The organism is Brevundimonas staleyi, from assembly GCF_041893865.1.
GTDB lineage: Bacteria > Pseudomonadota > Alphaproteobacteria > Caulobacterales > Caulobacteraceae > Brevundimonas > Brevundimonas staleyi.
On the sequence record NZ_CP169082.1, the window covers coordinates 1,667,723 to 1,689,060 of the forward strand.

26 protein-coding genes and 1 tRNA gene are annotated in these 21,338 nt (G+C 67.3%); 10 read left to right on the forward strand and 17 right to left on the reverse strand.

The window, feature by feature from the left end:
* Nucleotides 1-255: 255 nt before the first annotated feature.
* Entirely contained in the window at nucleotides 256-2,040 is a 1,785-nt protein-coding gene (locus ACETK8_RS08220) for a tetratricopeptide repeat protein (protein WP_374039021.1), read from the reverse strand.
* Between the two features lie 144 nt (nucleotides 2,041-2,184).
* Here ACETK8_RS08220 and flbT point away from each other — a divergent pair, with 144 nt between their 5' ends.
* The 5 genes from flbT to ACETK8_RS08245 all read left to right on the forward strand — a co-directional run bounded on the left by flbT (nucleotide 2,185) and on the right by ACETK8_RS08245 (nucleotide 4,877).
* Entirely contained in the window at nucleotides 2,185-2,568 is a 384-nt protein-coding gene (gene flbT / locus ACETK8_RS08225; RefSeq protein WP_374039022.1) for a flagellar biosynthesis repressor FlbT, read from the forward strand.
* Nucleotides 2,565-2,930 carry a flagellar biosynthesis regulator FlaF gene (gene flaF, locus ACETK8_RS08230; RefSeq protein WP_374039371.1) on the forward strand — a complete coding sequence of 122 codons (366 nt, stop codon included), beginning with the start codon at nucleotides 2,565-2,567 and terminating at the stop codon, nucleotides 2,928-2,930. The genes flbT and flaF overlap by 4 nt, the downstream gene beginning before the upstream one ends.
* A gap of 191 nt (nucleotides 2,931-3,121) precedes the next feature.
* On the forward strand, nucleotides 3,122-3,952 hold the full coding sequence (locus ACETK8_RS08235) for a flagellin (RefSeq protein ID WP_374039023.1): 831 nt from the start codon (nucleotides 3,122-3,124) through the stop codon (nucleotides 3,950-3,952).
* 141 nt (nucleotides 3,953-4,093) lie between these two features.
* Nucleotides 4,094-4,498 carry a hypothetical protein gene (locus tag ACETK8_RS08240; RefSeq protein ID WP_374039024.1) on the forward strand — a complete coding sequence of 135 codons (405 nt, stop codon included), beginning with the start codon at nucleotides 4,094-4,096 and terminating at the stop codon, nucleotides 4,496-4,498.
* A 130-nt stretch (nucleotides 4,499-4,628) separates the two neighbouring features.
* A complete protein-coding gene (locus tag ACETK8_RS08245; RefSeq protein WP_374039025.1) occupies nucleotides 4,629-4,877 on the forward strand; it encodes a hypothetical protein in 249 nt (82 codons plus the stop codon).
* A 463-nt stretch (nucleotides 4,878-5,340) separates the two neighbouring features.
* Here the strand turns inward: ACETK8_RS08245 and ACETK8_RS08250 are convergent, their stop codons facing one another.
* Together ACETK8_RS08250 and ACETK8_RS08255 are read right to left on the reverse strand one after the other, a co-directional pair.
* Entirely contained in the window at nucleotides 5,341-6,003 is a 663-nt protein-coding gene (locus tag ACETK8_RS08250; protein ID WP_374039026.1) for an exopolysaccharide biosynthesis protein, read from the reverse strand.
* A gap of 77 nt (nucleotides 6,004-6,080) precedes the next feature.
* A complete protein-coding gene (locus tag ACETK8_RS08255; RefSeq protein ID WP_374039027.1) occupies nucleotides 6,081-6,716 on the reverse strand; it encodes an exopolysaccharide biosynthesis protein in 636 nt (211 codons plus the stop codon).
* 127 nt (nucleotides 6,717-6,843) lie between these two features.
* Here ACETK8_RS08255 and ACETK8_RS08260 point away from each other — a divergent pair, with 127 nt between their 5' ends.
* Nucleotides 6,844-7,410: an IPTL-CTERM sorting domain-containing protein gene (locus ACETK8_RS08260; protein ID WP_374039028.1), complete on the forward strand. Its 567-nt coding sequence runs from the start codon at nucleotides 6,844-6,846 to the stop codon at nucleotides 7,408-7,410.
* A gap of 23 nt (nucleotides 7,411-7,433) precedes the next feature.
* Here the strand turns inward: ACETK8_RS08260 and ACETK8_RS08265 are convergent, their stop codons facing one another.
* Nucleotides 7,434-7,622 carry a DUF3008 family protein gene (locus ACETK8_RS08265; protein ID WP_374039029.1) on the reverse strand — a complete coding sequence of 63 codons (189 nt, stop codon included), beginning with the start codon at nucleotides 7,620-7,622 and terminating at the stop codon, nucleotides 7,434-7,436.
* Between the two features lie 120 nt (nucleotides 7,623-7,742).
* On the opposite strand from ACETK8_RS08265, the gene ACETK8_RS08270 reads away from it, so the two are divergent.
* Nucleotides 7,743-8,234 (forward strand): DUF3617 domain-containing protein, encoded by a 492-nt coding sequence (locus ACETK8_RS08270; protein ID WP_374039030.1) that lies wholly within the window; start codon nucleotides 7,743-7,745, stop codon nucleotides 8,232-8,234.
* A gap of 64 nt (nucleotides 8,235-8,298) precedes the next feature.
* Here ACETK8_RS08270 and ACETK8_RS08275 read toward each other — a convergent pair whose 3' ends face one another.
* The 8 genes from ACETK8_RS08275 to ACETK8_RS08310 all read right to left on the reverse strand — a co-directional run bounded on the left by ACETK8_RS08275 (nucleotide 8,299) and on the right by ACETK8_RS08310 (nucleotide 14,648).
* Nucleotides 8,299-8,922 carry a hypothetical protein gene (locus ACETK8_RS08275; RefSeq protein WP_374039031.1) on the reverse strand — a complete coding sequence of 208 codons (624 nt, stop codon included), beginning with the start codon at nucleotides 8,920-8,922 and terminating at the stop codon, nucleotides 8,299-8,301.
* Complete coding sequence (locus ACETK8_RS08280) at nucleotides 8,906-9,112, reverse strand: hypothetical protein (RefSeq protein WP_374039032.1); 207 nt, start codon at nucleotides 9,110-9,112, stop codon at nucleotides 8,906-8,908. The genes ACETK8_RS08275 and ACETK8_RS08280 overlap by 17 nt, the downstream gene beginning before the upstream one ends.
* Nucleotides 9,113-9,149: 37 nt before the next feature.
* Nucleotides 9,150-10,313 carry an isovaleryl-CoA dehydrogenase gene (locus tag ACETK8_RS08285; RefSeq protein ID WP_374039033.1) on the reverse strand — a complete coding sequence of 388 codons (1,164 nt, stop codon included), beginning with the start codon at nucleotides 10,311-10,313 and terminating at the stop codon, nucleotides 9,150-9,152.
* Nucleotides 10,314-10,356: 43 nt separating this feature from the next.
* Nucleotides 10,357-12,195 carry a glycoside hydrolase family protein gene (locus ACETK8_RS08290; RefSeq protein WP_374039034.1) on the reverse strand — a complete coding sequence of 613 codons (1,839 nt, stop codon included), beginning with the start codon at nucleotides 12,193-12,195 and terminating at the stop codon, nucleotides 10,357-10,359.
* A 78-nt stretch (nucleotides 12,196-12,273) separates the two neighbouring features.
* A complete protein-coding gene (mgtE, locus tag ACETK8_RS08295; protein ID WP_374039035.1) occupies nucleotides 12,274-13,683 on the reverse strand; it encodes a magnesium transporter in 1,410 nt (469 codons plus the stop codon).
* A gap of 141 nt (nucleotides 13,684-13,824) precedes the next feature.
* Nucleotides 13,825-13,909, reverse strand: a tRNA-Leu gene (locus tag ACETK8_RS08300).
* Between the two features lie 83 nt (nucleotides 13,910-13,992).
* Nucleotides 13,993-14,358 (reverse strand): four helix bundle protein, encoded by a 366-nt coding sequence (locus ACETK8_RS08305; RefSeq protein WP_374039036.1) that lies wholly within the window; start codon nucleotides 14,356-14,358, stop codon nucleotides 13,993-13,995.
* A 38-nt stretch (nucleotides 14,359-14,396) separates the two neighbouring features.
* On the reverse strand, nucleotides 14,397-14,648 hold the full coding sequence (locus tag ACETK8_RS08310) for a FliM/FliN family flagellar motor switch protein (RefSeq protein WP_271085692.1): 252 nt from the start codon (nucleotides 14,646-14,648) through the stop codon (nucleotides 14,397-14,399).
* Between the two features lie 76 nt (nucleotides 14,649-14,724).
* Here ACETK8_RS08310 and lipB point away from each other — a divergent pair, with 76 nt between their 5' ends.
* From lipB to ACETK8_RS08325, 3 genes are read left to right on the forward strand one after another with little or no spacing between them, the layout of a single operon-like run.
* A complete protein-coding gene (lipB, locus tag ACETK8_RS08315) occupies nucleotides 14,725-15,450 on the forward strand; it encodes a lipoyl(octanoyl) transferase LipB (RefSeq protein ID WP_374039037.1) in 726 nt (241 codons plus the stop codon).
* Nucleotides 15,451-15,498: 48 nt separating this feature from the next.
* A complete protein-coding gene (locus ACETK8_RS08320) occupies nucleotides 15,499-17,079 on the forward strand; it encodes an ATP-binding protein (RefSeq protein ID WP_374039038.1) in 1,581 nt (526 codons plus the stop codon).
* Nucleotides 17,080-17,116: 37 nt separating this feature from the next.
* On the forward strand, nucleotides 17,117-17,497 hold the full coding sequence (locus tag ACETK8_RS08325) for a DUF4440 domain-containing protein (protein WP_374039039.1): 381 nt from the start codon (nucleotides 17,117-17,119) through the stop codon (nucleotides 17,495-17,497).
* 36 nt (nucleotides 17,498-17,533) lie between these two features.
* Here the strand turns inward: ACETK8_RS08325 and ACETK8_RS08330 are convergent, their stop codons facing one another.
* The 5 genes from ACETK8_RS08330 to ACETK8_RS08350 form a co-directional block, all read right to left on the reverse strand.
* Nucleotides 17,534-18,067, reverse strand: a complete 534-nt coding sequence (locus ACETK8_RS08330; protein WP_374039040.1) for a DUF4199 domain-containing protein — start codon at nucleotides 18,065-18,067, stop codon at nucleotides 17,534-17,536.
* 91 nt (nucleotides 18,068-18,158) lie between these two features.
* Nucleotides 18,159-18,572, reverse strand: a complete 414-nt coding sequence (locus tag ACETK8_RS08335) for a helix-turn-helix transcriptional regulator (RefSeq protein ID WP_374039041.1) — start codon at nucleotides 18,570-18,572, stop codon at nucleotides 18,159-18,161.
* Nucleotides 18,572-18,958, reverse strand: coding sequence for a type II toxin-antitoxin system VapC family toxin (locus ACETK8_RS08340; protein WP_374039042.1), 387 nt, complete (start codon nucleotides 18,956-18,958; stop codon nucleotides 18,572-18,574). Before ACETK8_RS08340 ends, ACETK8_RS08335 begins: the two co-directional genes overlap by 1 nt.
* Complete coding sequence (locus ACETK8_RS08345) at nucleotides 18,955-19,221, reverse strand: type II toxin-antitoxin system Phd/YefM family antitoxin (RefSeq protein ID WP_374039043.1); 267 nt, start codon at nucleotides 19,219-19,221, stop codon at nucleotides 18,955-18,957. The genes ACETK8_RS08340 and ACETK8_RS08345 overlap by 4 nt, the downstream gene beginning before the upstream one ends.
* Nucleotides 19,222-19,267: 46 nt before the next feature.
* The gene (locus ACETK8_RS08350) at nucleotides 19,268-21,250 is read right to left on the reverse strand and encodes a biotin carboxylase N-terminal domain-containing protein (RefSeq protein WP_374039372.1); all 1,983 of its coding nucleotides are present in this window, start codon (nucleotides 21,248-21,250) and stop codon (nucleotides 19,268-19,270) included.
* Between the last annotated feature and the right edge of the window lie 88 nt (nucleotides 21,251-21,338).

Below are 21,338 nucleotides of genomic sequence, written 5' to 3' on the forward strand. Positions count from 1 at the left end.
TGGACCCCGGCCTTCGCTGGGGTGCACGGGTTGGGCTGGCGGGTGCTCGCTCGGTGAGACCCCATCGCCCCCTCCTGGTCGCTGCCCGCGGCCTGCTCGTCCGATCGCGATGCGATCGTTCCTCAACCCCATCTTCGATGGGGAGGTGACGATTGGGATGCCTCGGTCAGAATGGGTTTCACCCCTCACCCGACGGCGCGAGGACGATCGCTGCGCGCTCGTGCGCCGTCTCCCTCTCCCGCAAGGGGAGAGGGGCTAGACTTCTTCTTCCAACGCCGCCCGGATTTCCGCGATCGCACGCGGCCAGCCGTCGAAGCCGCCGGTCGCGAAGGTGCGGACGCGGGGGTAGAAGGGGTAGCGGTCGGTGCCGACCAGGTGCCAGTCGTCCGGCGCGTGGACCAGCCAGGTGCGGGCGCCCGAGGCGGCGGCCATGTTGGTGCCGGCGATGCCCGGGCCGATGACGAGGTCCAGCGCATTGGACAGGGCGGCCAGGTCGTCCAGGTCGTCCTTCAGGTTCATGGGCGGGGTCCAGATCTTCACCCCGGCGGCCTCGGCGGCGGCCAGGTCCTCGGTGACGTCGCCGCATTGCAGATTGACCATGACGCAGCCGGGCGCGGTCAGGACCGGCTTCCAGCGCTCGAAGCTGGAGAAGTAGCGGGCGCGGACGCCGGTCAGGACCAGCGACTTCCAGTGCAGGCCGATCTTCAGGCCGGGACCCAGCGCCTCGAGCTCGGACTTCCAGCGGGCGACCTTTTCGGGATCGGGGACCAGATAGCCGTCGCGGTCGGGGAAGTCGGACAGGTCCTGGCGATAGACGGCGCAGAGGCTGGCCATCGGGACCCAATGGTCGGCCTTGCCCTCCTGCTCGCCGATCTCCTCCATGAAGGGGCAGTAGCGGGTCAGGCGGCCCTCGATGCGGACGGCGCGGTGGGAGCCGACGACGGCGGTGGGGAAGCTGCGCTGGTAGAGATCCACCAGACGGGCCTCCACCGCGATGAAGACCTTGCCGGTCGGGCCGACGGCCTCGATCACGTCGGGCAGGCAGCCGCCGAAGACCATCTCGTCGGCGATGCCCTGTTCGCCGACGACCAGCAGGCGCTTGCCCGTGAGGTCCTCGGTCGTCGGGTCCCAGCGGGGGCAGTCGACGACGACGTGCATGGCCTCGGGCATCTCGGGGTCCAGACGGACCTCGTAGGTGTCGAAGCCTTCCTTGAGCCGGCCCATGCCCATCAGGGTCATGGCCTTGGCCATCCGCATCATGGCGTTTTCGTAGGGGGTCTCCGCGCCGGGGAGGGCGGCGTTCAGATCCTCCAGCGCCTGTTCGGCCTGGCCCAGCGGCTGGAGCGCATTGGCGCGGTTGTAGCGGGCCTTGGCGAAGGCGGGATCGAGCCGGAGGGACTCGTCGAAGAAGGTCAGGGATTCCTTCATCTGGCCCTGGTCGCTGAGAACGGTGCCGAGGGTGTTCCAAAGGGTCGGGTTGGTCTGTTCGATCTGGATCAGGTCGCGCAGGGTGTCGATGGCTTCCTGATAGCGTTTCTGGTCGCGCAGGACGCAGGCGAGGTTGTTGGTGCCCTCGATGTGGCCGGGCTCCACCGCCAGGAATTTCCGCAGCAGCTTTTCGGCGATCTCGAGGTGGCCCAGGCGCTGGGCCAGACGCGCCAGGTCGTGGGCGATGTTGGCGTCCTCGGGCAGGACGCGCAGGGCGGCGTCGTAGGCGTTCAGGGCCTCCGACAGGTGGCCGGCCTTCTCGCGGCAGATGGCCAGGACGTGCCAGGCCAGACCGTTCTGTTCGTCGACCTGGAGGATGGCCAAGGCCCGGCGGGCGCCGGCGTCGTAGTCGCCGACCCGGATGGAGGCGACGGCGGCCTTGAGGGACTCGATGGCCTTCTTCTGGGCCTTCAGGTTGGCGCCCTTCTTGTCGGAGAGGGCGTGCGACAGGCGGCGGATGGCGGCGGGAGAGGCCGAGTCGCCCGCCGCCCCCTGGGCCATCGGCATATGGCCCAGAGCCAGTTCGGAAGGGGTGGGATCGACGACAGGCATGGGCGGTCTCGGCGCGCGAAAGGATGTCTCGACCGGAGCAATACCTAACGCCTCAATAGCACATGGTTAACCACGGCTGTTTAGCCTGCGTCAGTCACCGTTGGGCTATGTCAGGGCCAAGCGGGCGCTAAGGAGGCGCACCCCATGCCGTTGAAGCTGTCCTTGAAGCCCGGGGAGAAGTTCGTCCTGAACGGGGCCGTCGTGCAGAACGGCGACCGTCGCGGCGTCCTGATCCTGCAGAACAAGGCCTCGGTCCTGCGCGAGAAGGACATCATGCAGGTCGAGGAGGTCACCACCCCGGCCAAGCGCATCTATTTCCCGGTCATGATGATGTACCTGGACGAAAGCGCCGCGCCCAAGGTCTACGACGAGTTCGTCACCCGCCTGACCGAGTTCATGAGCGCCACGCGCAACCCCGAGATCATGGCCGAGTGCGTCCAGACGTCGAAGCACGTCATGTCGCGCGAATACTACAAGGCCCTGATGAGCGCCCGTAAGATCGTCGACTACGAGGAAAGCCTGACCTGATGCTGAAGGCCTATGCCCAGACGTCGACGCGCACGGAAACGCCGCGCGAGATGGAATACCGTCTGTTCGGCCAGGTGACGCGCGCCCTGATGCACGCCGCCAGCGTGGATCCGTCGGACGTGAAGACCCGGATCGACGCCCTGGACTGGAACCGTCGCCTGTGGTCGGTGCTGGCCACCGATTGCTCGGACAGCGCCAACCAACTGAACAATCCGTTGAAGGCCCAGATCATCTCGATCAGCCTGTTCGTCGGACGTCACTCCTCGGCCGTGATGCGCGGCGAGGAGGATTTCGAACCCCTGATCGACATCAATCGCTCGATCATGCAGGGCCTGGCGCCCCAAGGTCAACAGGCCGCCTAAAAGCGTCTGCCGGGTGGGCAAAGTGCGGCGCTGACCGGCGAGAAATTGCCGAGCGCCGAAGCTCCGCCAGAACTTTCCCAATCCTTTCAATCTGATCGGTCCGGCCCGGTCCTTGCGAGACCGCGCGCAGGACCAGAACCGGTTCATCGGCCAGAAGGCCGTCACCCCGACCAGAATGGAAGGACTTCACCATGGCCAACTCGGTCAACACCAACGCCGGCGCGCTCATCGCGCTGCAACAACTGAACGCCACCAACGCCGACCTGGCGGCCACTCAAACCCGCATCAACACGGGCAAGAAGGTCTCCAATGCGAAGGACAACGGGGCCATCTGGGCGATCGCCCAGGGTCAACGGGCCGACATCGGCGCCCTGGGGGCGGTCAAGACTTCGCTCGACCGCGGCGTTTCGGCGGTCGACGTGGCACTGGCGGCCGGCGAGAGCATCTCTGATCTCTTGCTGCAACTGAAGGAGAAGGCACTGGCGGCGACCGACAAGTCGCTGTCGACGGCATCGAGGAAAGCGCTGAACGAAGACTTCAAAGCCATCCGCGACCAGATCAACACGGTTGCCGCAAACGCCGACTTCAACGGGGTGAACCTTCTGAAGACCGGCGCCACCGGCTTCCAGGCTCTGGCCAACGCGCAAGGCACCGCATCCATGACGGTCACCCCCGAGGTGCTGTCGCTGGGTTCGACGAGCGTCACCGTCGCGACGACCACGACCATCGGCACCTCGACCCTGGCCACCACGGCCCTGGGTCTGGTGAACGCCTCGATCGACAACGTGTCCTCGGCGCTGGCGCGTCTGGGCACGAAGGCGAAGGCTCTGGACACGCATCGCACCTTCGTCGGGAAACTGACGGACGCGCTGGAATCCGGAGTGGGGAACCTGGTGGACGCCGATCTGGCGAAGGAAAGCGCCAAGCTCCAGTCGCTGCAGACGAAGCAGCAGCTGGGCGTGCAGGCGCTGGGCATCGCCAACCAGTCGCCGCAGATCCTTCTGTCGCTGTTCCGCAACTAGGCCTGAGAACGCCGGGGAGTTCGCTCCCCGGCGTTTTTGGTTGTCGGACGGGCGGCTTTCGACTTGAGAGCGAAGCGAACGACGTTAGGCTGAAGGTCGGCGAATCCGACGAACGGCGTCGGGCCAGACCGGAGACGACCCATGTTCAGCGCCATCGCCGCCGCCCTCCTTCTCGCCGCCGGTGGTCCGGCGCAGGCCGAAGGGAGCGGCCGTTACGCGCTCGATCTGTCGGTCGTCCATGCCGGGGTGCAGACGGTCGCGGCGCGCACGGTGCTGGTCGAGGACGGATCGGCCAACGTCACGGTGCAGGATGTCGACGGCCTGTTCGAGATGAACGCCTCCCTGGCGCCGGTTCAGGGCGACGGAGATGAAGACAGCCTGGCCCTGTCGATCTCGATCTTGGACGGCGACGCCCAGCCGGTGGAGCCGAACCTGGTGATCCGGCGCGGCGGAACCGCCAGGGTGGTCATCGGCCACGAAGGGCCGGACGGGGTGATGTTCGAGGGGTTGAAGGTCACCCTGACGCCGCTGCCCGACGCGGATTGACGACAGGCTGAAGGCGCGGCCTGCGTGGCCGCCGAACGGAGAGCCGGAATGCGAACTTTCCCAGTCATCGCCGCGGCGGTCATGGTCTGCGCGGTCCTGACCGGCGCGGCCTCGGCGCAGACGCCGGGGCATGCGATCCGGGGCGTGGTCAACGACGACACGGCCGCCGCGTTCGCCCAGCGACTTCTTCCTGACCAGCGGCAATCGCACGATAAGCTTCTCGCTGGGCGCGACCTGGGTGGAGGATCATGTCGCGCTGACGGGGACCTATCGCATCCGCAACGAGGGGCGATCCGGCATCTATGAGATGTTCGACGCGGAGCAGGTGGCCGAGCGGGCGCCGGCCGGGGCGGTCGTCAAGACCCTGGGCCGTCCCTGACGGGACGCGATCACGAAATGCGGAAGGGGGCTTTGCGAAAGGCCCGAAGCGATCCTACCTTCAACCTCCCTGTTCAACAGTCGAAAGGAGGTGATCAAGTGATCTCATTGTCCCAAACCCGTACGGTGACCGAAGCTTGGTCCTCCCACGAGGTCCGGGCCTGATTACTTCCTTTGCGCGCTAACGCCCGTTCGGGCTGCATGAGCGCAGAGTCAGGCTGCTAAGGTCAGACCGTGATGCGGTCAGACAATGGGGCCCGCCGGAGCAATCCGGCGGGCCTTTTTGTTGGGGGATTCTTGAAGGGCGCTACCGCTCGCCGCGCGGCGGCTCGCTGCTTGAGCGCATCGTTGGGCGCTACCGCTCGCGACGTGGTCGCGCGCTGCTTGAGCGCATTGTTGGTGCGCTACCGCTCGCGACGCGGTCGCTCACTGCTTGAGCGCATGTTGAGCGCGAGGGGGCGGGTTCAGCCTCCGAACAGCCCCTGGATCCAATGCCAGCCGTGGACGAACCAGTCGGCGCTGGCCAGGAAGAGGCGGGAGATCAGTTCCCAGGCCAGCCAGACGAAGACGCAGAAGCCCGCGATGCCGACCCAGGCCGCGCCGATCAGGGCGCCGTCCCTCTGCATCAGGCCGAAGCCGAACAGGGCCACGAACAGGGAAGGGAACAGGTTGCCGCCGAAGATCGGCAGCATGACGATGACGGCCAGCAGGGTGGAGACCAGGCCGATCAGGACCTCGGCCACCTCGCTGCTCATGATGCGATAGCGAGGCTTGGACAGCCGTTCCACGAACAGCAGGGGCTTCTTCACCTTGGCGATGGTCGAGCGGTAGCTGGCGCGCGGGATGCTGGAACTCAGCGCCCATTTCGGCATCCACAGCTGATCGCGCCGGATCAGCAGCTGCAGGCAGATCAGCACCATGGGCGCGCCCAGGATGGTCGTCGAGCCCGGGATCGGCGAGGCGATGGCGTTGATGAGGCCGAAGAAGACCATCATGGCCCCCAGGCCGCGCTCGCCGAACGCGTTCACCAGCTCGCCCAGATAGAGCTTGGGATCGTCCTTGACGCCGATGTCGTCCAGCACCTGGGAGAAGGGCCGGTCGTCGTTCTGATAGTCGTAGTCTGGCATCAGGAACGGGCTCGGCGACAGGGTGACGGTGATCTAGGCATGCGAGGGACGGATCGCCACTTAAGTTTCCGACAGAACTAGAAAATGCGGCCGAACCAATCGAACCCGGCGTTGAAGCCGGCCAGAACGAGGTTCCAGGCCAGGATGAGGACGGCGACCGTGACGCCGGTCATCAGCCAACCCAGCAGGACCGCCAGACCGTCCCGCTGCATGATCCCCAGCGAGAAGAAGCCGATGGCGATGGCGGGGATCAGATTGCCGCCGAAGACGGGCAGGACCAGCACCGCCGACAGCATCAGGCAGGCCAGGCCGATCAGACCCTGACCCAGACGGCCGGTCAGGAAGTAGAGGCGCGGACGGGACAGGGCCTCCGAGACGCGGATGATCTTCATCAACCGGCCGCTGAGGGTGCGGAAGGTCTCGCGCTTCACCGAGGCGTGGGCCAGCCATTTGGGCAGCCAGAGCGCGTCGCGTCCCCAGGCGAGCTCGGCGGACAGAAACAGGAGGGGCGCTCCCGTCAGGGTCGTGCCGCCGGGCGGCCAGGGCAGCATGTTGACGATGGCGAACAGCAGCATGACGGCGCCGAACGCCCGTTCTCCGAAAGCCTCGACGATCTCGCCGAGGTGGAGCTTCTCGCCGCCGCGCGCGCCCAGCCGCTCCAGCGTGTCGGAGAAACGGCGGGGACGGCCGGTCGAGGTCTCCGTCAGGCTCATGCCGCGACCCTAGTGGGCGATCGTGACAGCCGAAAGAGGCGGCCCCAGCGTCAAGTTGTCGGTTTACCCGCCGACCGAAACCCCTTAGCGGAAATGGTGATTTCAGTAATGCGTTGGGGGAAGTTCTTTGAAAACGCTCGCTCTGTCGGCCGCCGTGGCCGCTGTCGCCCTGGTGGCGACGCCCGCTCTGGCCGTCCCGGTGCAATGGACCATCAACGGCACGTTCCAGGATGGCGGCACGATCGGCGGCACCTTCATCTACGACTATGACACCAACACCTATTCCAGCATCAACATCACCACGACGGCCGGCACGACGCTGACGTCCGGGGCGAACTACGTCGCCCTGCGTGGGACGGGCGGATCCAATGGGCTGGAGGTTCTGACGGCCGGCGGCATGGCGGACGGGCAGCGCGTCATGTACCTGTCGACCACCGGTGCGGCGATGAACAACTCGGGCGGCGTGCGCAACTTCAACACCGGTCTGACCGCCGAGGGAACCTGCACGGGCGGTGGCGCGTGCTCCGGAGCCTACGGCACCCCGCGCAGCCTGACCGGCGGCACGGTGACCGGCGTGGTGCTGGCGGCCCCCGTGCCGACCCTGACCGAATGGGCCATGATCGGCCTGACCGGGCTGTTGGCCACGGCGGGCGCGGTGATGGTCATGCGTCGCCGCCAGACCGTCGCGTTCTGAGCCCTTTCGAGGGCTGAGGGCCCTCAGCGGTCGTCGACATGCTCGGGCTTGCCCTTGCGTCTGGTGCGGGCGAACTCTTCGAGCTGTTTCTCGGTCATTGAAGCGGCCATCTGTTTCGACGCGCCCTTGAGTTTCGACCGGGGCGTGTCGCCGCGTTTGGCGGACAGGGCGGCGCCGGCGGCCTTCTGCTGGGCTGCGGATCTGGCGGGCATGGCGATCTCCTTCGATCCCCGGAAGACTTATCCAAGGTTGTCGGTTCCAGGGAACGTCCCGGCAGCTTGGCCATTCAACCTTCTGTCGGCGCCGTTGCCGACGGAGGGAGTACCAAGACCATGCGAACCATGATCCTGATCTCGGGAGCGCTCGCGCTCGGCCTGGCGGCGTGCGGCCAGGGCGGCGGAGAGGCGAAAACGGATGCCGCGGCCGGAGGGGCCGCACCGACCACGGCGGCTGTTCTGGAAGGGCCGCAGCCCGGGCTCTGGAGAGTGACCACCGCCATGACCGGCGTGCCCGGAGGCGCGACGGTTCCGGCCGTCGAACAGTGCGTCACCGAAGCCAAGTTCGAGGCGCCGGCCCAGGGCTCAACGCCCGGCGCCGACTGTACGACCGAGGCCTTCCGTCGCGAGGGCGATGCGGTCGTCGGCGGCACCGTCTGCCAGATGCAGGGCATGAAGACGGAATCGACCATCCGCGTCACCGGCGACTTCTCCAGCCGCTACGTGATGGAGGTCCGCACCAAGATGGACCCGGCCCCGATGCCGGAAATGGCCGAGACGGTCATGACCATGACGGGCGAACGCCTGGGCGACTGTCCGGCGGCCTGAGTTCGGTTTGAAGATAAAAGAAGGCCCGTCCCGGTGCGCTGGGGCGGGCCTTTTTTGCTGTCCGTCAGGCGAGGCGACGGCGGAGCCATTCCGTGGCGAGGTGGCGTCGCTCCAGGAAGGTGAGATCGACGCTGTTGCGCATCGACAAGGCGGCCAGGTCGGGCAGTTCGACCTGAAACTCCCGATACATGCCCCAGATCGCGGCCGCGCCGGGGATCAGGCCGTCACGATCGAGGTGGTGGGAGAGCCAGAGCCGGGTCTCGCTCGAGGCGCGCTCCGGGTCGCAGCCGTGGGCGCGGATGTCCTGTCCGGCGATGTCCGAGAGGGCGCGCTGATAGCGGAAGGGCTCGCGGTCGAAAATGGTGCAGGCCTTGCGGCCGACCCAGGACGGTCCAAAGCGATCCGCGCCGAGGAACAGCCCCAGCTCGAACGGCATGTTGAAGCGGGGCAGGCCTGCGTCCAGCTCCATGAAGGAGATGTCGTGGATGCCGAGGTGGCAGTCCCGGATCAGGGCGACGATCTTGTCGAACCGGGCCTGACCGGCGTTGTCGATCTCCAGCGCGCAGCGGGGTGTGAAGCCGCAGGCCAGAACCGAGAAGACGATGGCGTCGAAGACGTCTCTTCGGTCGGCCGTGAAGGGCGCGTTGACGAAGACCGATTTGCGATAGCCGTTAGGAGCCCGCGCCACGCGCGCCTTGGGCGAAGCGGCCGGAGTTCAGCGCCTCGGCCAACTTCTTGTCGTCGATGGTGCGCGGGGTGGCGAACTTGACGATCTTGAAGCCCCGGTCGGTCGTCGTCTGACCGATGGGTGCGGTGAAGCGGCCGTTGACCGCATCACGCTTCACCCAACCCGTGTAGTGGCCCGAGGTCTTGCTCATGCTTCAAAGATAGCACGGATCATCGTTCGCGCCAGAGTTAGGACCCCAGCAGCTCCCGCCCGATGAGGAAGCGGCGGATCTCGTTGGTGCCGGCGCCGATGTCGTAGAGCTTGGCGTCGCGGACCAGGCGTTCGACCGGCCATTCCTTCGTGTAGCCTGCGCCGCCGAGGGCCTGGACGGCTTCCAGCGAGACCTTCACCGCGTTCTCGGAGGCCAGGAGGATGGCGCCGGCGGCGTCGTAGCGGGTGGTCTTGCCGGCGTCGCAGGCCTTGGCCACGGCGTAGACGTAGGTGCGGGCCGAGTTCAGGGCGACGTACATGTCGGCGACCTTGGCCTGCATCAGCTGGAAGGAGCCGATGGCCTTGCCGAACTGCTTGCGCTCGCGGACGTAGGGCAGGACGACGTCGAGCGCCGCCTGCATGATGCCCAGCGGGCCGCCCGACAGGACGGTGCGTTCGTAGTCGAGGCCGGACATCAGGACGCCGGCGCCGCCGCCGACGGGACCCATGACGTTCTCTTCGGGGACCTCGCAGTCCTCGAACACCAGTTCGGCGGTGTCGGAGCCGCGCATGCCCATCTTGTCCAGCTTCTTGGAGACGCTGAACCCCTTCATCCCCTTCTCGATCAGGAAGGTGGTGACGCCGCCGTTGCCGTCGCCGGTGCGGGCGTAGACGACCAGGGTGTCGGCGGTCGGGGAGTTGGTGATCCAGAATTTCGTGCCGTTCAGGACGTAGCGATCGCCCTTCTTCTCGGCGCGGGTCCGCATGGACATGACGTCGGAGCCGGAGCCGGCCTCGGACATGGCGAGCGAGCCCAGGTGTTCGCCGGAGATCAGCTTGGGCAGATACTTCTGCTTCTGCTCGGGCGTGCCCCAGCGGCGGATCTGGTTGACGCAGAGATTGGAGTGGGCGCCGTACGACAGGCCGATCGAGGCGGAGGCGCGGGAGACTTCCTCCATCGCCACGACGTGCTCGAGGTAGCCCATGCCGAGGCCGCCGAACTCTTCCTCGACGGTGACGCCGTGCAGGCCCAGCTCGCCCATTTCGGGCCAGAGGTCGCGGGCGAACTCGTTCTTTTCGTCGATCTCGGCGGCGCGCGGCGCCAGCCGGTCGGCGGCCCAGCGGGCCGTGGTCTCGCGAATGGCGTCGGCATTCTCGCCGAGGCCGAATTCCATCGATTGGGGTGCGTTCGGAATGCTCATGCGAGCGGGGTAGCACGATCCCCGCAGGCATGGGGAGAGGGGGTCAGTCCCCGCCCGGCAGTCCGAACTTGCGGTAGAGGTTCACCGAGGAGACACCGACGCAACCCAGGCCGATCAGGGCCAGGACCCAGCCGATGATGGTCAGCTCGGAGCCGCCCGACTGTTCCGCCGCACGGCGGAAGGCGGCCATCGAGGCGCCGAAGGACACCAGGCCCACGCCGCCCATGAAGATGAAGGGCGCGGTGTCCTTCCAGTCGAAGCGGGCAGGGGCCTCGAACTCCATCTCGTGACGCATGACCGAGCCGCCCAGCGTCAGGGTCAGGTCTTCGCCGAACAGATTGGTCTCCGAGCCGTCGGGGGCGTCGCGCTCTTCGGCGGTCCACAGAGGGCGGATCACGGCGGGCTCGGGGGCGTCGTCCAGCGGGGTCAGGACCAGTTCGGTCGCGGGCGCCGACGCGACCGGGGGCACGTAGACCATCGGCTCGACAGGGGCGGCGTCGGAGAGCGGGGCGACGGGTTCCGGTTCGGCGGAGACCGCTTCGACCGGGGCCGTGTCGGTGACGGCCTGGGCCGGGGCGAAGGCGACGACGGTTTCCGGCTCGGGCTGGACCTCGGCCTCGGGCGTGGTCGGTTGCTCGACGGGCGGCAGGGCGGTCTCGACCACGGCGTGGTCGATGGCCGGGGCTTCCGCGACCGGGTCGCCCTTGGGCGTTGCGTTGTCGAGGTAGGGCAGGGGGCCGACCATGGCCAGGCCGTAGGGGGCGTAGCGGGCGGCGGCCCAGCCGGAGGCGGGATTGGCCGGGGCGGCGTCGGGCGTCGGTTCGGTCGGGGCGTCGGCCTCGGCCTCGACGGGGGCTTCGACCACAGTGTCTTCGGACGCTGACGTGTCGGCGGGAGTGTCTTCCGGCGCAGCCGTTTCGACGGCGGGCTCGTCGGGCGTCGTCTCTTCGGTCGGCTGAACGACGACGTCGTCGGAGCCGGTGGGCTCGACGGACGCGGTCTCGGCTTCCGTGGAGGCGGCGGCCTCGGACGGTTCGGCGGGAGCGGCCTCTTCCGTCACAGCCTCGGCGGGCGGGTTGTCGTTGGAGGGGGCGGGCTCTTCGAGGTCGTTCGCGGCCGGCGTTTGGGCGGCGGGCTCGGCGTCGGTCTCGTCCTGAACCAGACGGGCGGCGGGTTCGCCGAGCAGGGCCGCGACGGCGGCGCCGCGCGGATCGACGGCGGTTGGAGCGTCCTCGGCGACCGGCGTCGGCTCGGCGTCGGTGAGGGTTTCGGTCTGGGCCGCCTCGACAGGCGTGTCCTCTGCCGGGGCGGGTTCAGTCGGGACGTCCTGGATCGCCGGGGCGTCCTCGACCGGAACGGCCGCGAACGTAGGCACGACGACGGCGGGCGGGGGCAGGGGGGCGCTGAGAAGGTCGGACAGGGCGACCGGAGCGCCGGGATTGGCGACGAACAGGGCGCGCTCGGCGGCGCGGCGGCGGAGCGCCGCTTCCGGCAGGGCGGGCTCGGGCCAGCCCATCATGGCGTCGGCGGCCTCGCCGGGCGAACCGGCGGTCAGGCGCTGGCGCACGTCGGAGGCGGCGAAACGGTCCACGCCGACCGAGAAGGCGAAGCTGACCAGAGCGTCGAACTGGTGCTGGTTCAGGGCGCCGGGAACCGTGTCGTTGACCGAGGCCTCGACCGGCAGGAGGTCGTAGCGCAGCAGCAGTTCGGCGTCGGCCTCCGACACCGTGGCGCCTTCGCGGGCGGACAGGGTGTGGCCATAGCCGATGATCCAGCCGCCCTCGGCGCGCTGGATGGCTCGCGGGCGGAAGCCCTCGAAGCTCTTAATCAGCACGATCCCCTCGCGGGAGATCTTCAGGTTCTGTCTGGCGGCGTCGGACAACGGAAATGACCCAAATCGAGACAGGGCGTGGTCGCCCCGTTGGGGAGCGAGCAAAGACCGCGCCGCTCGAGACCGATCCTACAGAAGGACCAGGGTCGCAAGGCCGAGGAAGATCAGGAAGCCGAAGAAATCGGTGGTCGCCGTGACGAAGACGGCCGAGGAGACAGCCGGGTCGAACTTCAGCTTGGACAGGGTCAGGGGGGTCAGGACGCCGATGGTGGCGGCCACGATCAGGTTCAGCACCATGGCCGTGCCGATGACCAGGCCGATCTTCCAGTCCTCGTCGCGGAACCAGAAGGCCGTGGCCAGGCCGATGATCGGGGCCAGGATCAGGCCGTTGGCCATGCCGACGACCAGTTCGCGAACGAAGGTTCGGGGGGCGTTGGAGCTGTTCAGTTCGCGGGTGGCCAGGGCGCGGACGGTGACGGTCAGGGCCTGGGTGCCGGCGTTGCCGCCGATGGCCGAGACGATGGGCATGAGCACGGCCAGGGCGACGATCTGCTGGATCGTGCCCTCGAACACGCCGATGACGCTGGCGCCGATGACGGCGGTGAACAGGTTGATGGCCAGCCAGGGCACGCGGCTGCGGACGATCTCGGGCACGGACGAGCCCCGGTCTTCGTCGGCCACACCGGCGAGGCGCAGGATGTCCTCGCGGTTCTCTTCCTGAATGATGTTGACGATGTCATCGACCGTGATCTGGCCGACCAGACGGCCGGCGCCGTCGACGACGGGCGCCGAGATCAGGTGGTATTTCTCGAAAACGTAGGCGACCTCTTCCTGATCGGTGTCGGCGGCGATCTCGTTCACCGGCTCCATCAGGTCGGACAGTTTCACCGACCGGGCGGCGCGCAACAGGCCGCTGATCGGAATGCCGCCGACCGGGCGGTTCAGGGGATCGACGACATAGATGTCGAAGAAGAGCTCGGGCAGGTCCTCGCCCTGGGCGCGGACGTGGTCGATGGTGTCGCCGACGGTCCAGAACTGGGGCGCGGCCATGACCTCGCGCTGCATCAGACGGCCGGCGGTGTCCTCCGCATAGCCCAGCGAGCTCTCGATGGCGGCGCGGTCGGTCGCCGGCATGGCGGCCAGGACCTTTTCGCGCTGGTCGTCTTCGAGGTCCTCCACGACGGCGGCGGCGTCGTCGGAGTCCAACTCCTGAAGCGCTTCGGCCAGGGTGGCGTTGGGAACGCGCTCCAGCACTTCCTCGCGGATGCCGTCGTCCAACTCGGGCAGGGTCTCGGCCAGAAGCTCGGGCGGCAGCCACAGGACGACGACGGCGCGATGCTCGACCGTCAGGAAGCCCATCAGGTCGGCGACGTCGGCGGGATGGAGGTCTTCGAGCAGCGAGCGCAGTCGCATGCCGTCACCGTCGTCTGCGGCGTCCACGACCTTTTCAACGAAAGAAGCAGTGAGGACGTAGTCCTCGTCCAGCGCTTCGTGATCTTCGATGACGTCGGGGTCGAGAGCAGCGGTGCGTTCGCTCATGGAGTCGCCTCCCTCTCTCGATGTGAATCAGCCGATAGCGCCGATTGTATCCCTTGTTCGAGATTGGTCAGGCCCAATCTCAGATTTGTTTTCACGGGCCGGTGCGGCGAAGCTGGTAGGGCTTCGTCTGGCTCGAGAAGATGGTGCGGTCGAGAAGACTCGAACTTCCACGGGTTGCCCCACAGCGACCTCAACGCTGCGCGTCTACCAATTCCGCCACGACCGCTCGCATCGGAGGCGCGCTGATAGCGGAGGCGGTGGAGGGAGGCAACAGGCAATAGGCAATAGGCAATAGGAGATGGTCTAAGGTCAGGCCTTGCTGACCTTGGAGATGAGGCCGTGAAGCATGCGGCCGAGTTCGTCGGTCTTGGCCAAGACTGCGGTTGCGTCCTCGGTTGGGAGCAGTTTCACGCGCGCGGCCAGTTCGATGTGGGTTTCAAGCTCCAGCAGCGAACCACGGGCGATGCGGAGAAAGCTGACATAGGCTTGGCGCGTGCCTCGGCCGTAACCTTCGGCGATGTTGGCGGCGATGGAGACGGCGGCGCGCCTCGTCTGGGAGGTCAGACCGAAAGCCTCGTCTCTCGGGAAGCTGCGAGTGGCTTGGTAGGTATGTTCGGCGAGGGCCATAGCCTTCTGCCAGACGAGTAGGTCGCGGTGGCTGCGGATCTCAGACATTCACTGTTGCCTGTTCCCTATTGCCTGTTGCCTCGGCCCTAAGCCGCTCCGGCCATGAAGTCGTACACATCGGCCGGACGCGTCACGGTGATGGCGATGCGGTCTTCGCGGATCTCGATCTGGCCACGGGCGACGGGGTGGTTGTTGGCGAGGATCCAGACCTCGTCGTGCTCGGACGCGTTCAGCGGGATCACGGCGCCGCGACCCATCTTCAACAGCTGGGACATGGGCAGCACGGAGCGACCCAGGACGACCGACAATTCGACGTCTACGGCTTCGATCTGGCTCAAAGGATCTCCGGATACGCTGGAGGGTACTGGCGACTGGACTTGCATTGGCGGCCCTCGGGGACACATTGGAGCGATCATGCTTGCCGACCCGTTAAGCGCCGCCATTTCCCCGCTGATTCGTTCCGACGGCCGTCCGGTCGAATGGGTCGTCGCGCCCGGCTATGTCCCCTACGAAGAGGCCGTGGCCGAGATGGAGGCGCGCGTCGCCCTGATCGCGGCCGGAGAGGCGCCCGAGCGGGTGTGGCTGCTGGAGCATCCGCCGCTCTATACGGCGGGGGTTTCGGCCAGGGACGACGACCTGATCGATGCCGGGCGGTTCCCGGTCCACCGGACAGGGCGGGGCGGGCAGTTCACCTATCACGGGCCGGGCCAGCGGGTGGCCTATGTGATGCTGGACCTGAACCAGCGCGGCAAGGACGTGCGCGGTTTCGTGCGCGGACTGGAGCAGTGGATCATCGGCAGCCTGAGCGAATTCGGCGTCGAGGCCGATGTCCGTGACGGCCGGGTGGGGGTCTGGGTGGAGCGGAAGGGGCCCGGCTGGGCTCGCGAAGACAAGATCGCAGCGATCGGCGTCAAGGTACGGAAATGGGTCAGTTTTCACGGCATCAGCCTGAACGTCGAGCCCGATCTGGACCATTTCGGCGGCATCGTGCCGTGCGGGATCGCGGAACACGGGGTCACAAGTTTGCTGGATCTGGGCGTCACCGCGTCGATGGATGAGGCGGATGCGGCCTTGAAGGCCAGTTTCGTGCGCGTTTTTGGCGCGGTCGGAAAATCCCCGTCCGCCGAAATAGAGGTTTAACAGCTTTACCGTACGGTGTCGGACGAACGGTTGAGTCAGGTGGATTTCATGGACTGTGCAGCGGCGTGGGCGGACGATCAGCCGACCGACCTGTCCAGCGTCACGGATCTGGCCACCTTCTTCGACGTCTCGCTGGACATGCTGATCATCCGGGAACTGGATGGCCGCATCGCCCGGGTGAGCCGGTCGTGGCAGACGCACCTGGGCTGGCGGCCCGACGAGTTGGAAGGTCGCGTCCTGCTCGACTTCGTCCATCCGGAGGATCTGCCCGACACGCGGGTCAGCGCGGTGGAGGTGGAGACCCGGCGGCCGGATGCGCCGATACGAGGGCACATCAACCGGTATCGACACAGGGACGGCAGCTATCGCACCGTCGAATGGCGCGCCCATCGATACGGCGATCGCATCTACGGCGTGGCGCGCGACGTCACCGACCGGGTGGCATCGGAGCAGGCCCTGATCGAGGCCAAGGCGGCGGCCGAGGCGGCCAGCCGGGCCAAGACCGACTTCCTGGCCAATATGAGCCACGAGATCCGCACGCCCCTGAACGGGGTGATCGGCCTGGTCGATACACTGCGTCGCACCGAGCTGACGCCCGAACAGCGCGAGATGGTCGATCTGATCCAGCTGTCCGGGGTGACGCTGGAACGGCTGGTGTCCGATATCCTGGACATGTCCAAGATCGAGGCGGGCCAGCTGAATTTCGAAGCGCGCCAGTTCGACTTGGGCGAGGCCCTGGCCACGGTCATCGACCTGAACCACAACCGCGCGGCCGAGAAGGGGCTGGCGTTCGAGGAGCGGCTGGGCTCTGGCGCGCGGGGCGTCTTCATGGGCGACAGCACGCGGCTGACCCAGGTCATCGGCAATCTGCTGTCCAATGCGGTCAAGTTCACGGCGACCGGCAAGGTCACGGTCGACTGGGACGTGAAAGGCGACGAGGCGGGTGAGGGGGTGTTCACCTTCGTCGTCACGGATACGGGCGTGGGCTTCGACTCCGCGACCGGCGCGACCCTGTTCCAGCGGTTCAGCCAGGCGGATTCGTCGATCACGCGCCGGTTCGGCGGGACGGGTCTGGGTCTGTCGATCTGTCGGTCCCTGGCCGAGATGATGGGCGGGACGGTGGAGGCCCGGTCGGCGCCCGGAGAGGGTTCGACCTTCACCCTGACGGTTCCCCTGCCGCGCGTGGTGGCGCTGGACGAGTATGACGGATTGTCCGGCCCGGTGGAGCCGGGGCCGGCGCCGATCTTCATGCCCGAGCGGTCGCTGCGTGTCCTGCTGGCCGAGGACCATCCGACCAACCAGCGGGTCGTGCAGCTGATCCTGGCCTCGGCGGGGGCCGAGGTGGTGACGGTCGAGAACGGACAGTTGGCCGTCGAGGCCGCCGCTCGGTCCCACTTCGACGTCATCCTGATGGACATGCAGATGCCGGTCATGGACGGACTGACCGCGACGCGGGCCATTCGCGGGGCGGAGTTCGGCGGACCACGCACCCCGATCATCATGCTGAGCGCCAATGCGATGGCCGAGCATCGCTACGAGGCCCTGGCCTCTGGCGCGGACCTGCACGTCGCCAAGCCCGTGACGGCGGCGAGCCTTCTGGCCGGGATCGCCCAGGCGGTGCCGGAGTAGGGTTGGCGGGCGAAGGGAGTCCGGCCAGTCTGAGGCCATGCCCGCCCTCGATATCGCCATCCGCGCCAAACGAAAGCTGACCAACCGGCTGATCGCCGCACACGATGCCGCGCGTCTGAGGCCGCATCTGACCGAGGATGTTGTGGTGATCGTCGGCGACGGCGGGGTGATCCAGGGCGCGGACGCCGTGGTCGGAGCCTTCGCGGCGCAGTTCGGGGACCCGGCCTTCATCGCCTATGTGCGGACGACGGACTTGGTCGAGATGGCGGCAAACCACGAACGCGCCGCCGAGACCGGACGCTGGGTCGGGACCTGGAAGGGCGGGGTCGAGATGAGCGGCAGCTACATGGCCGCCTGGCGCGCCGATAAGGGGCAGTGGCTGCTGGAGCGGGAGCTCTACGTCACGCTGAGCGAATGAAGCGGGCGACCGGCGGGCCGCCCGCGTCGGTCGGCGTCAGGCCCGGGCGCGGGCCGGGAGGAAGCGGCTGTTCCTCAGCAGGATGGCGCTGACGATCGAGACCAGAAGACCGACCGGGAAGATTTCGGCGAAGGTCATCGGCAGGCGGAACAGGGGCTGGTCGTACATCTCGGCCATGTCCCGCATCTGGGCCTCCAACTGGGCGTAGGCGGCGGGGGCCATGCCTTCGGCGCGACGGGCTTCAAGCGTCGCGGCGATATACTGGTCCATGAAGGCGTAGTCGGTGGCGGCCAGATATCCTTCCCAGACCAGGACGTAGGCCAGGGAGGCGAACAGGGCGATGGCGAGGCCGACGCCGAGCGCGGGCAGGAATTTGATCACCCCGCCCCGGTTCTGATCCCGGTGCTGCTTCACCCCCATGAAGACGGCGGACATGCCAAGGAGCATGATGAGGTAGCCCAGCCAGACATTGCCGTGCGGTTCTCCGCCCGAGACGGCGATCGTGCCGATGATGCCGGCGATGATGATGAGGCCCGAGACGAGGCCGTAGACGAGGATGATGCGGGCCATGGCGGCCTCCCTGTTTGCGATGGCCGGAGGCTGGGCCGGAGCGAGCCGCGATCCTATCGCCCGAACGGGTGAATTCGACAGTCTGGACCGTTCAGGGGATCAGGCTGAGGTCGCGGGCGCGGGTCACGGCGGAGGTGCGGGTGGTGACCTCCAGCTTGGCGAACAGATTGGCGAGGTGGGTCTTGATCGTGTTGGGAGACAGGCCGAGCGCGCGGGCGATCTCCTTGTTGACGCGGCCCGAGGCGAGGGCGTCCAGAACCTTCATCTCCTGACCCGTGAGGCCGAGCGAGCGGACGGCGGCGTCGTTGCGGACGAACTCCGGGCCATGGCGTCGCGCCGCGATCCTCCAGCCCAGCCAGAGGCCGCCGCACGCGAAGGCGATGGCGATCAGGGCGACGTAGAGCTCCGGCGTCATCCGGTGCGTCGCCTGCTGCAGGTCCAGCCAGGCCAGGGCGAAGGCGCCGAGGGCGAGGACCAGGCCGGCGGTGACGACGGTGCGGATCATCAGACGCGCCGGATGTCGCCGGGGTAGCCGTCCAGCAGCCGGTCGCTGGTCAGCAGGGTCAGACCCTCGGTTAGGGCCTGAACGACGAGGAGGCGGTCAAACGGGTCGCCGTGAAGGCGGGGGAGGTCCAGAACCGCCAGGGCGTGCCGAGAGGTGATCGGCAACTCGTGGTAGCCGGTCGCGAGCAGGGCAGGGCGCAGGATGCGAGGATCGGCTTCGAAATCAGAGCGACCCAGACCGAATTTGATCGCGATCTCCCAGATGCTGGCGACGCTGAAATGCAGCTCGTTGACGGGGTCGGAGATGATCTCCGCAGCCTGTCGGCTCAAACGCACAGAGGCGTCGGAGGCCCAGATCAGGATCTGGGTGTCGAGGAGGAACCTCAAGTCTGGTCGTCGCCGTTGAACATGCGTTCGATCTCTTCGCGCCCCATCTCGTTGAAGTCGTCCGGGATGCTCATCTGGCCTTTCAGAAAGCCGATGCGGCGCGCGGCCATGGCGACCCGGTCCTCGGTCGGTTGCGGCTCCAGCGGCGTCAGTTTGGCCACCGGCTTTCCGGCGCGGGCGATGATGATGGTCTCACCGGCCTCCGCGCGCTCGACGAGCCCGGAGAAGTGGGTCTTGGCGGCGTGGATGTTGAGCGTGTCCATGCCCTGATCATAGTGGACTAACCGGGGTTAGTCCATCTGGGCCCGATCAGGCGAACTCGACCAGGACGTCGTCGGCGGCGACCGGATCACCGGCCTTGGCGCCGACCGCTTTGACCACGCCGTCGCGTTCGGCCTTCATGATGTTCTGCATCTTCATGGCCTCGATGACGGCGACGGTCTCTCCGGCCTTGACCTCCTGACCCGGCGTCACGGCGATGGAGACGACGAGGCCCGGCATGGGCGACTGGATCAGCTTGGAGGTGTCGGCGGCCTGTTTCTCGGGCAGGCGGGCGAACAGTTCGGCCATGCGGGGCGTGAGGACGCGGACGCGAGCCTTCACGGCGCCGGAGCGGATGTTGAACCCGTCGGCGACGCGCGACACCTCGGCGGTGAAGGGAACGTCGTCCAAGACGGCGCGGAACTGGGCCAGGCCCGGCCGCCAGTCGATTTCGCTGAGCTGCAGCGCACGGTCCTCGCCGGCGAGGTCCAGCGTCAGGGCCTCGTCCTCGTCATAGCCCAACGACACGCCGTGGGCGTCGCGGTCGATCAGGACGATCCAGTCGGTGCGGTCGCTGGGATCGCCGGACTGTTCGGTCAGGATCTCGTTCATGGCCGAGGCCGTGGCGATCAGGATGTCGGTGCGGCGACGGTCGGGGGCGAGGCCTTTGAAGCCTTCCGGGAACTCGTCCTTGATGTAGCTGGTCGACAGGGCGCCGGAGCGGAACCGCTCCTGATCCATGACGGCGGCGAGGAAGGGCACGTTGTGGCCGACGCCCTGCAGGTGGGTGTCCTCCAGCGCGCGGGCCATGCCCTCGACCGCGCCGATCCGGGTCGGGGCCCAGGTGTTCAGCTTGGCGATCATGGGGTCGTAGAACATGGAGATCTCGTCGCCCTCGCGGACGCCGGAATCGTTCCGAACGACATAGCCGTCGTGCTCGCCTTCCTCGGGCTGGTCGTAGCGGACCAGACGGCCGATGGAGGGCAGGAAGCCGCGATAGGGGTCTTCCGCGTAGATGCGGCTCTCGATGGCCCAGCCGTTGATCTTCAGGTCGTCCTGGCCGAAGGCCATCTTCTCTCCGGCGGCCGACCGGATCATCTGTTCGACCAGATCGACGCCGGTGATCAGTTCCGTGACCGGGTGTTCGACCTGGAGCCGGGTGTTCATCTCCAGGAAGTAGAAGCTGCGGTCCTGACCGGCGACGAACTCCACCGTGCCGGCGCTATCGTAGTTCACGGCGCGGGCCAGGGCGACGGCCTGTTCGGACATGGCCTTGCGGGTGGCGTCGTCCAGAAGCGGGGAGGGGGCTTCCTCGATGACCTTCTGGTTGCGGCGCTGGATCGAGCACTCGCGGTCGAACAGGCTGACGATGTTGCCGTGCTTGTCGCCCAGGACCTGAATCTCGATGTGGCGCGGATCGACGATGAACTTCTCGAGGAAGACGCGGTCGTCGCCGAAGGCGGTCAGGGCCTCGGCCTTCACCGCGGCGAAGCCTTCGGCCATGTCGGCGTCGGAGTGGGCGACGCGGATGCCCTTGCCGCCGCCGCCGGCCGAGGCCTTGATCATGACGGGGTAGCCGATGCCCCTGGCGATCTCGACGGCCTGCTCCGGCGTGTCGATCAGGCCCATGTGGCCGGGCACGGTGGAGACGCCGGCCTCTGCGGCGAACTTCTTGGACGTGATCTTGTCGCCCATGGCCTCGATGGCGTGGGGGTTCGGGCCGATGAAGGCGATGCCCTCGGCCTCGAGCCTGCGCGCGAAGACGGGGTTTTCCGACAGGAAGCCGAAGCCGGGGTGGATGGCCTCGGCGCCGGTCTGGCGGACCGCGTCGATGATCTTGTCCTGGACCAGATAGCTCTCGGCCGCGGGCGAGCCGCCGATGTAGACGGCCTCGTCGGCCATCTCGACCGCCATGGAACCGGCGTCGGCGTCGGAATAGACGACCACCGTCTTGATGCCCATGCGGCGGGCCGTCTTGATGACACGGACGGCGATCTCGCCCCGGTTCGCGATCAGGATCTTCTTGAACATGTGGGACGGATAAGGGGGCGCCGCCGGACTGTAAACGGGCGCCGCTTCGGCTCGCGCGATGGGCGAACCGTCACACGTCCATTGTTCC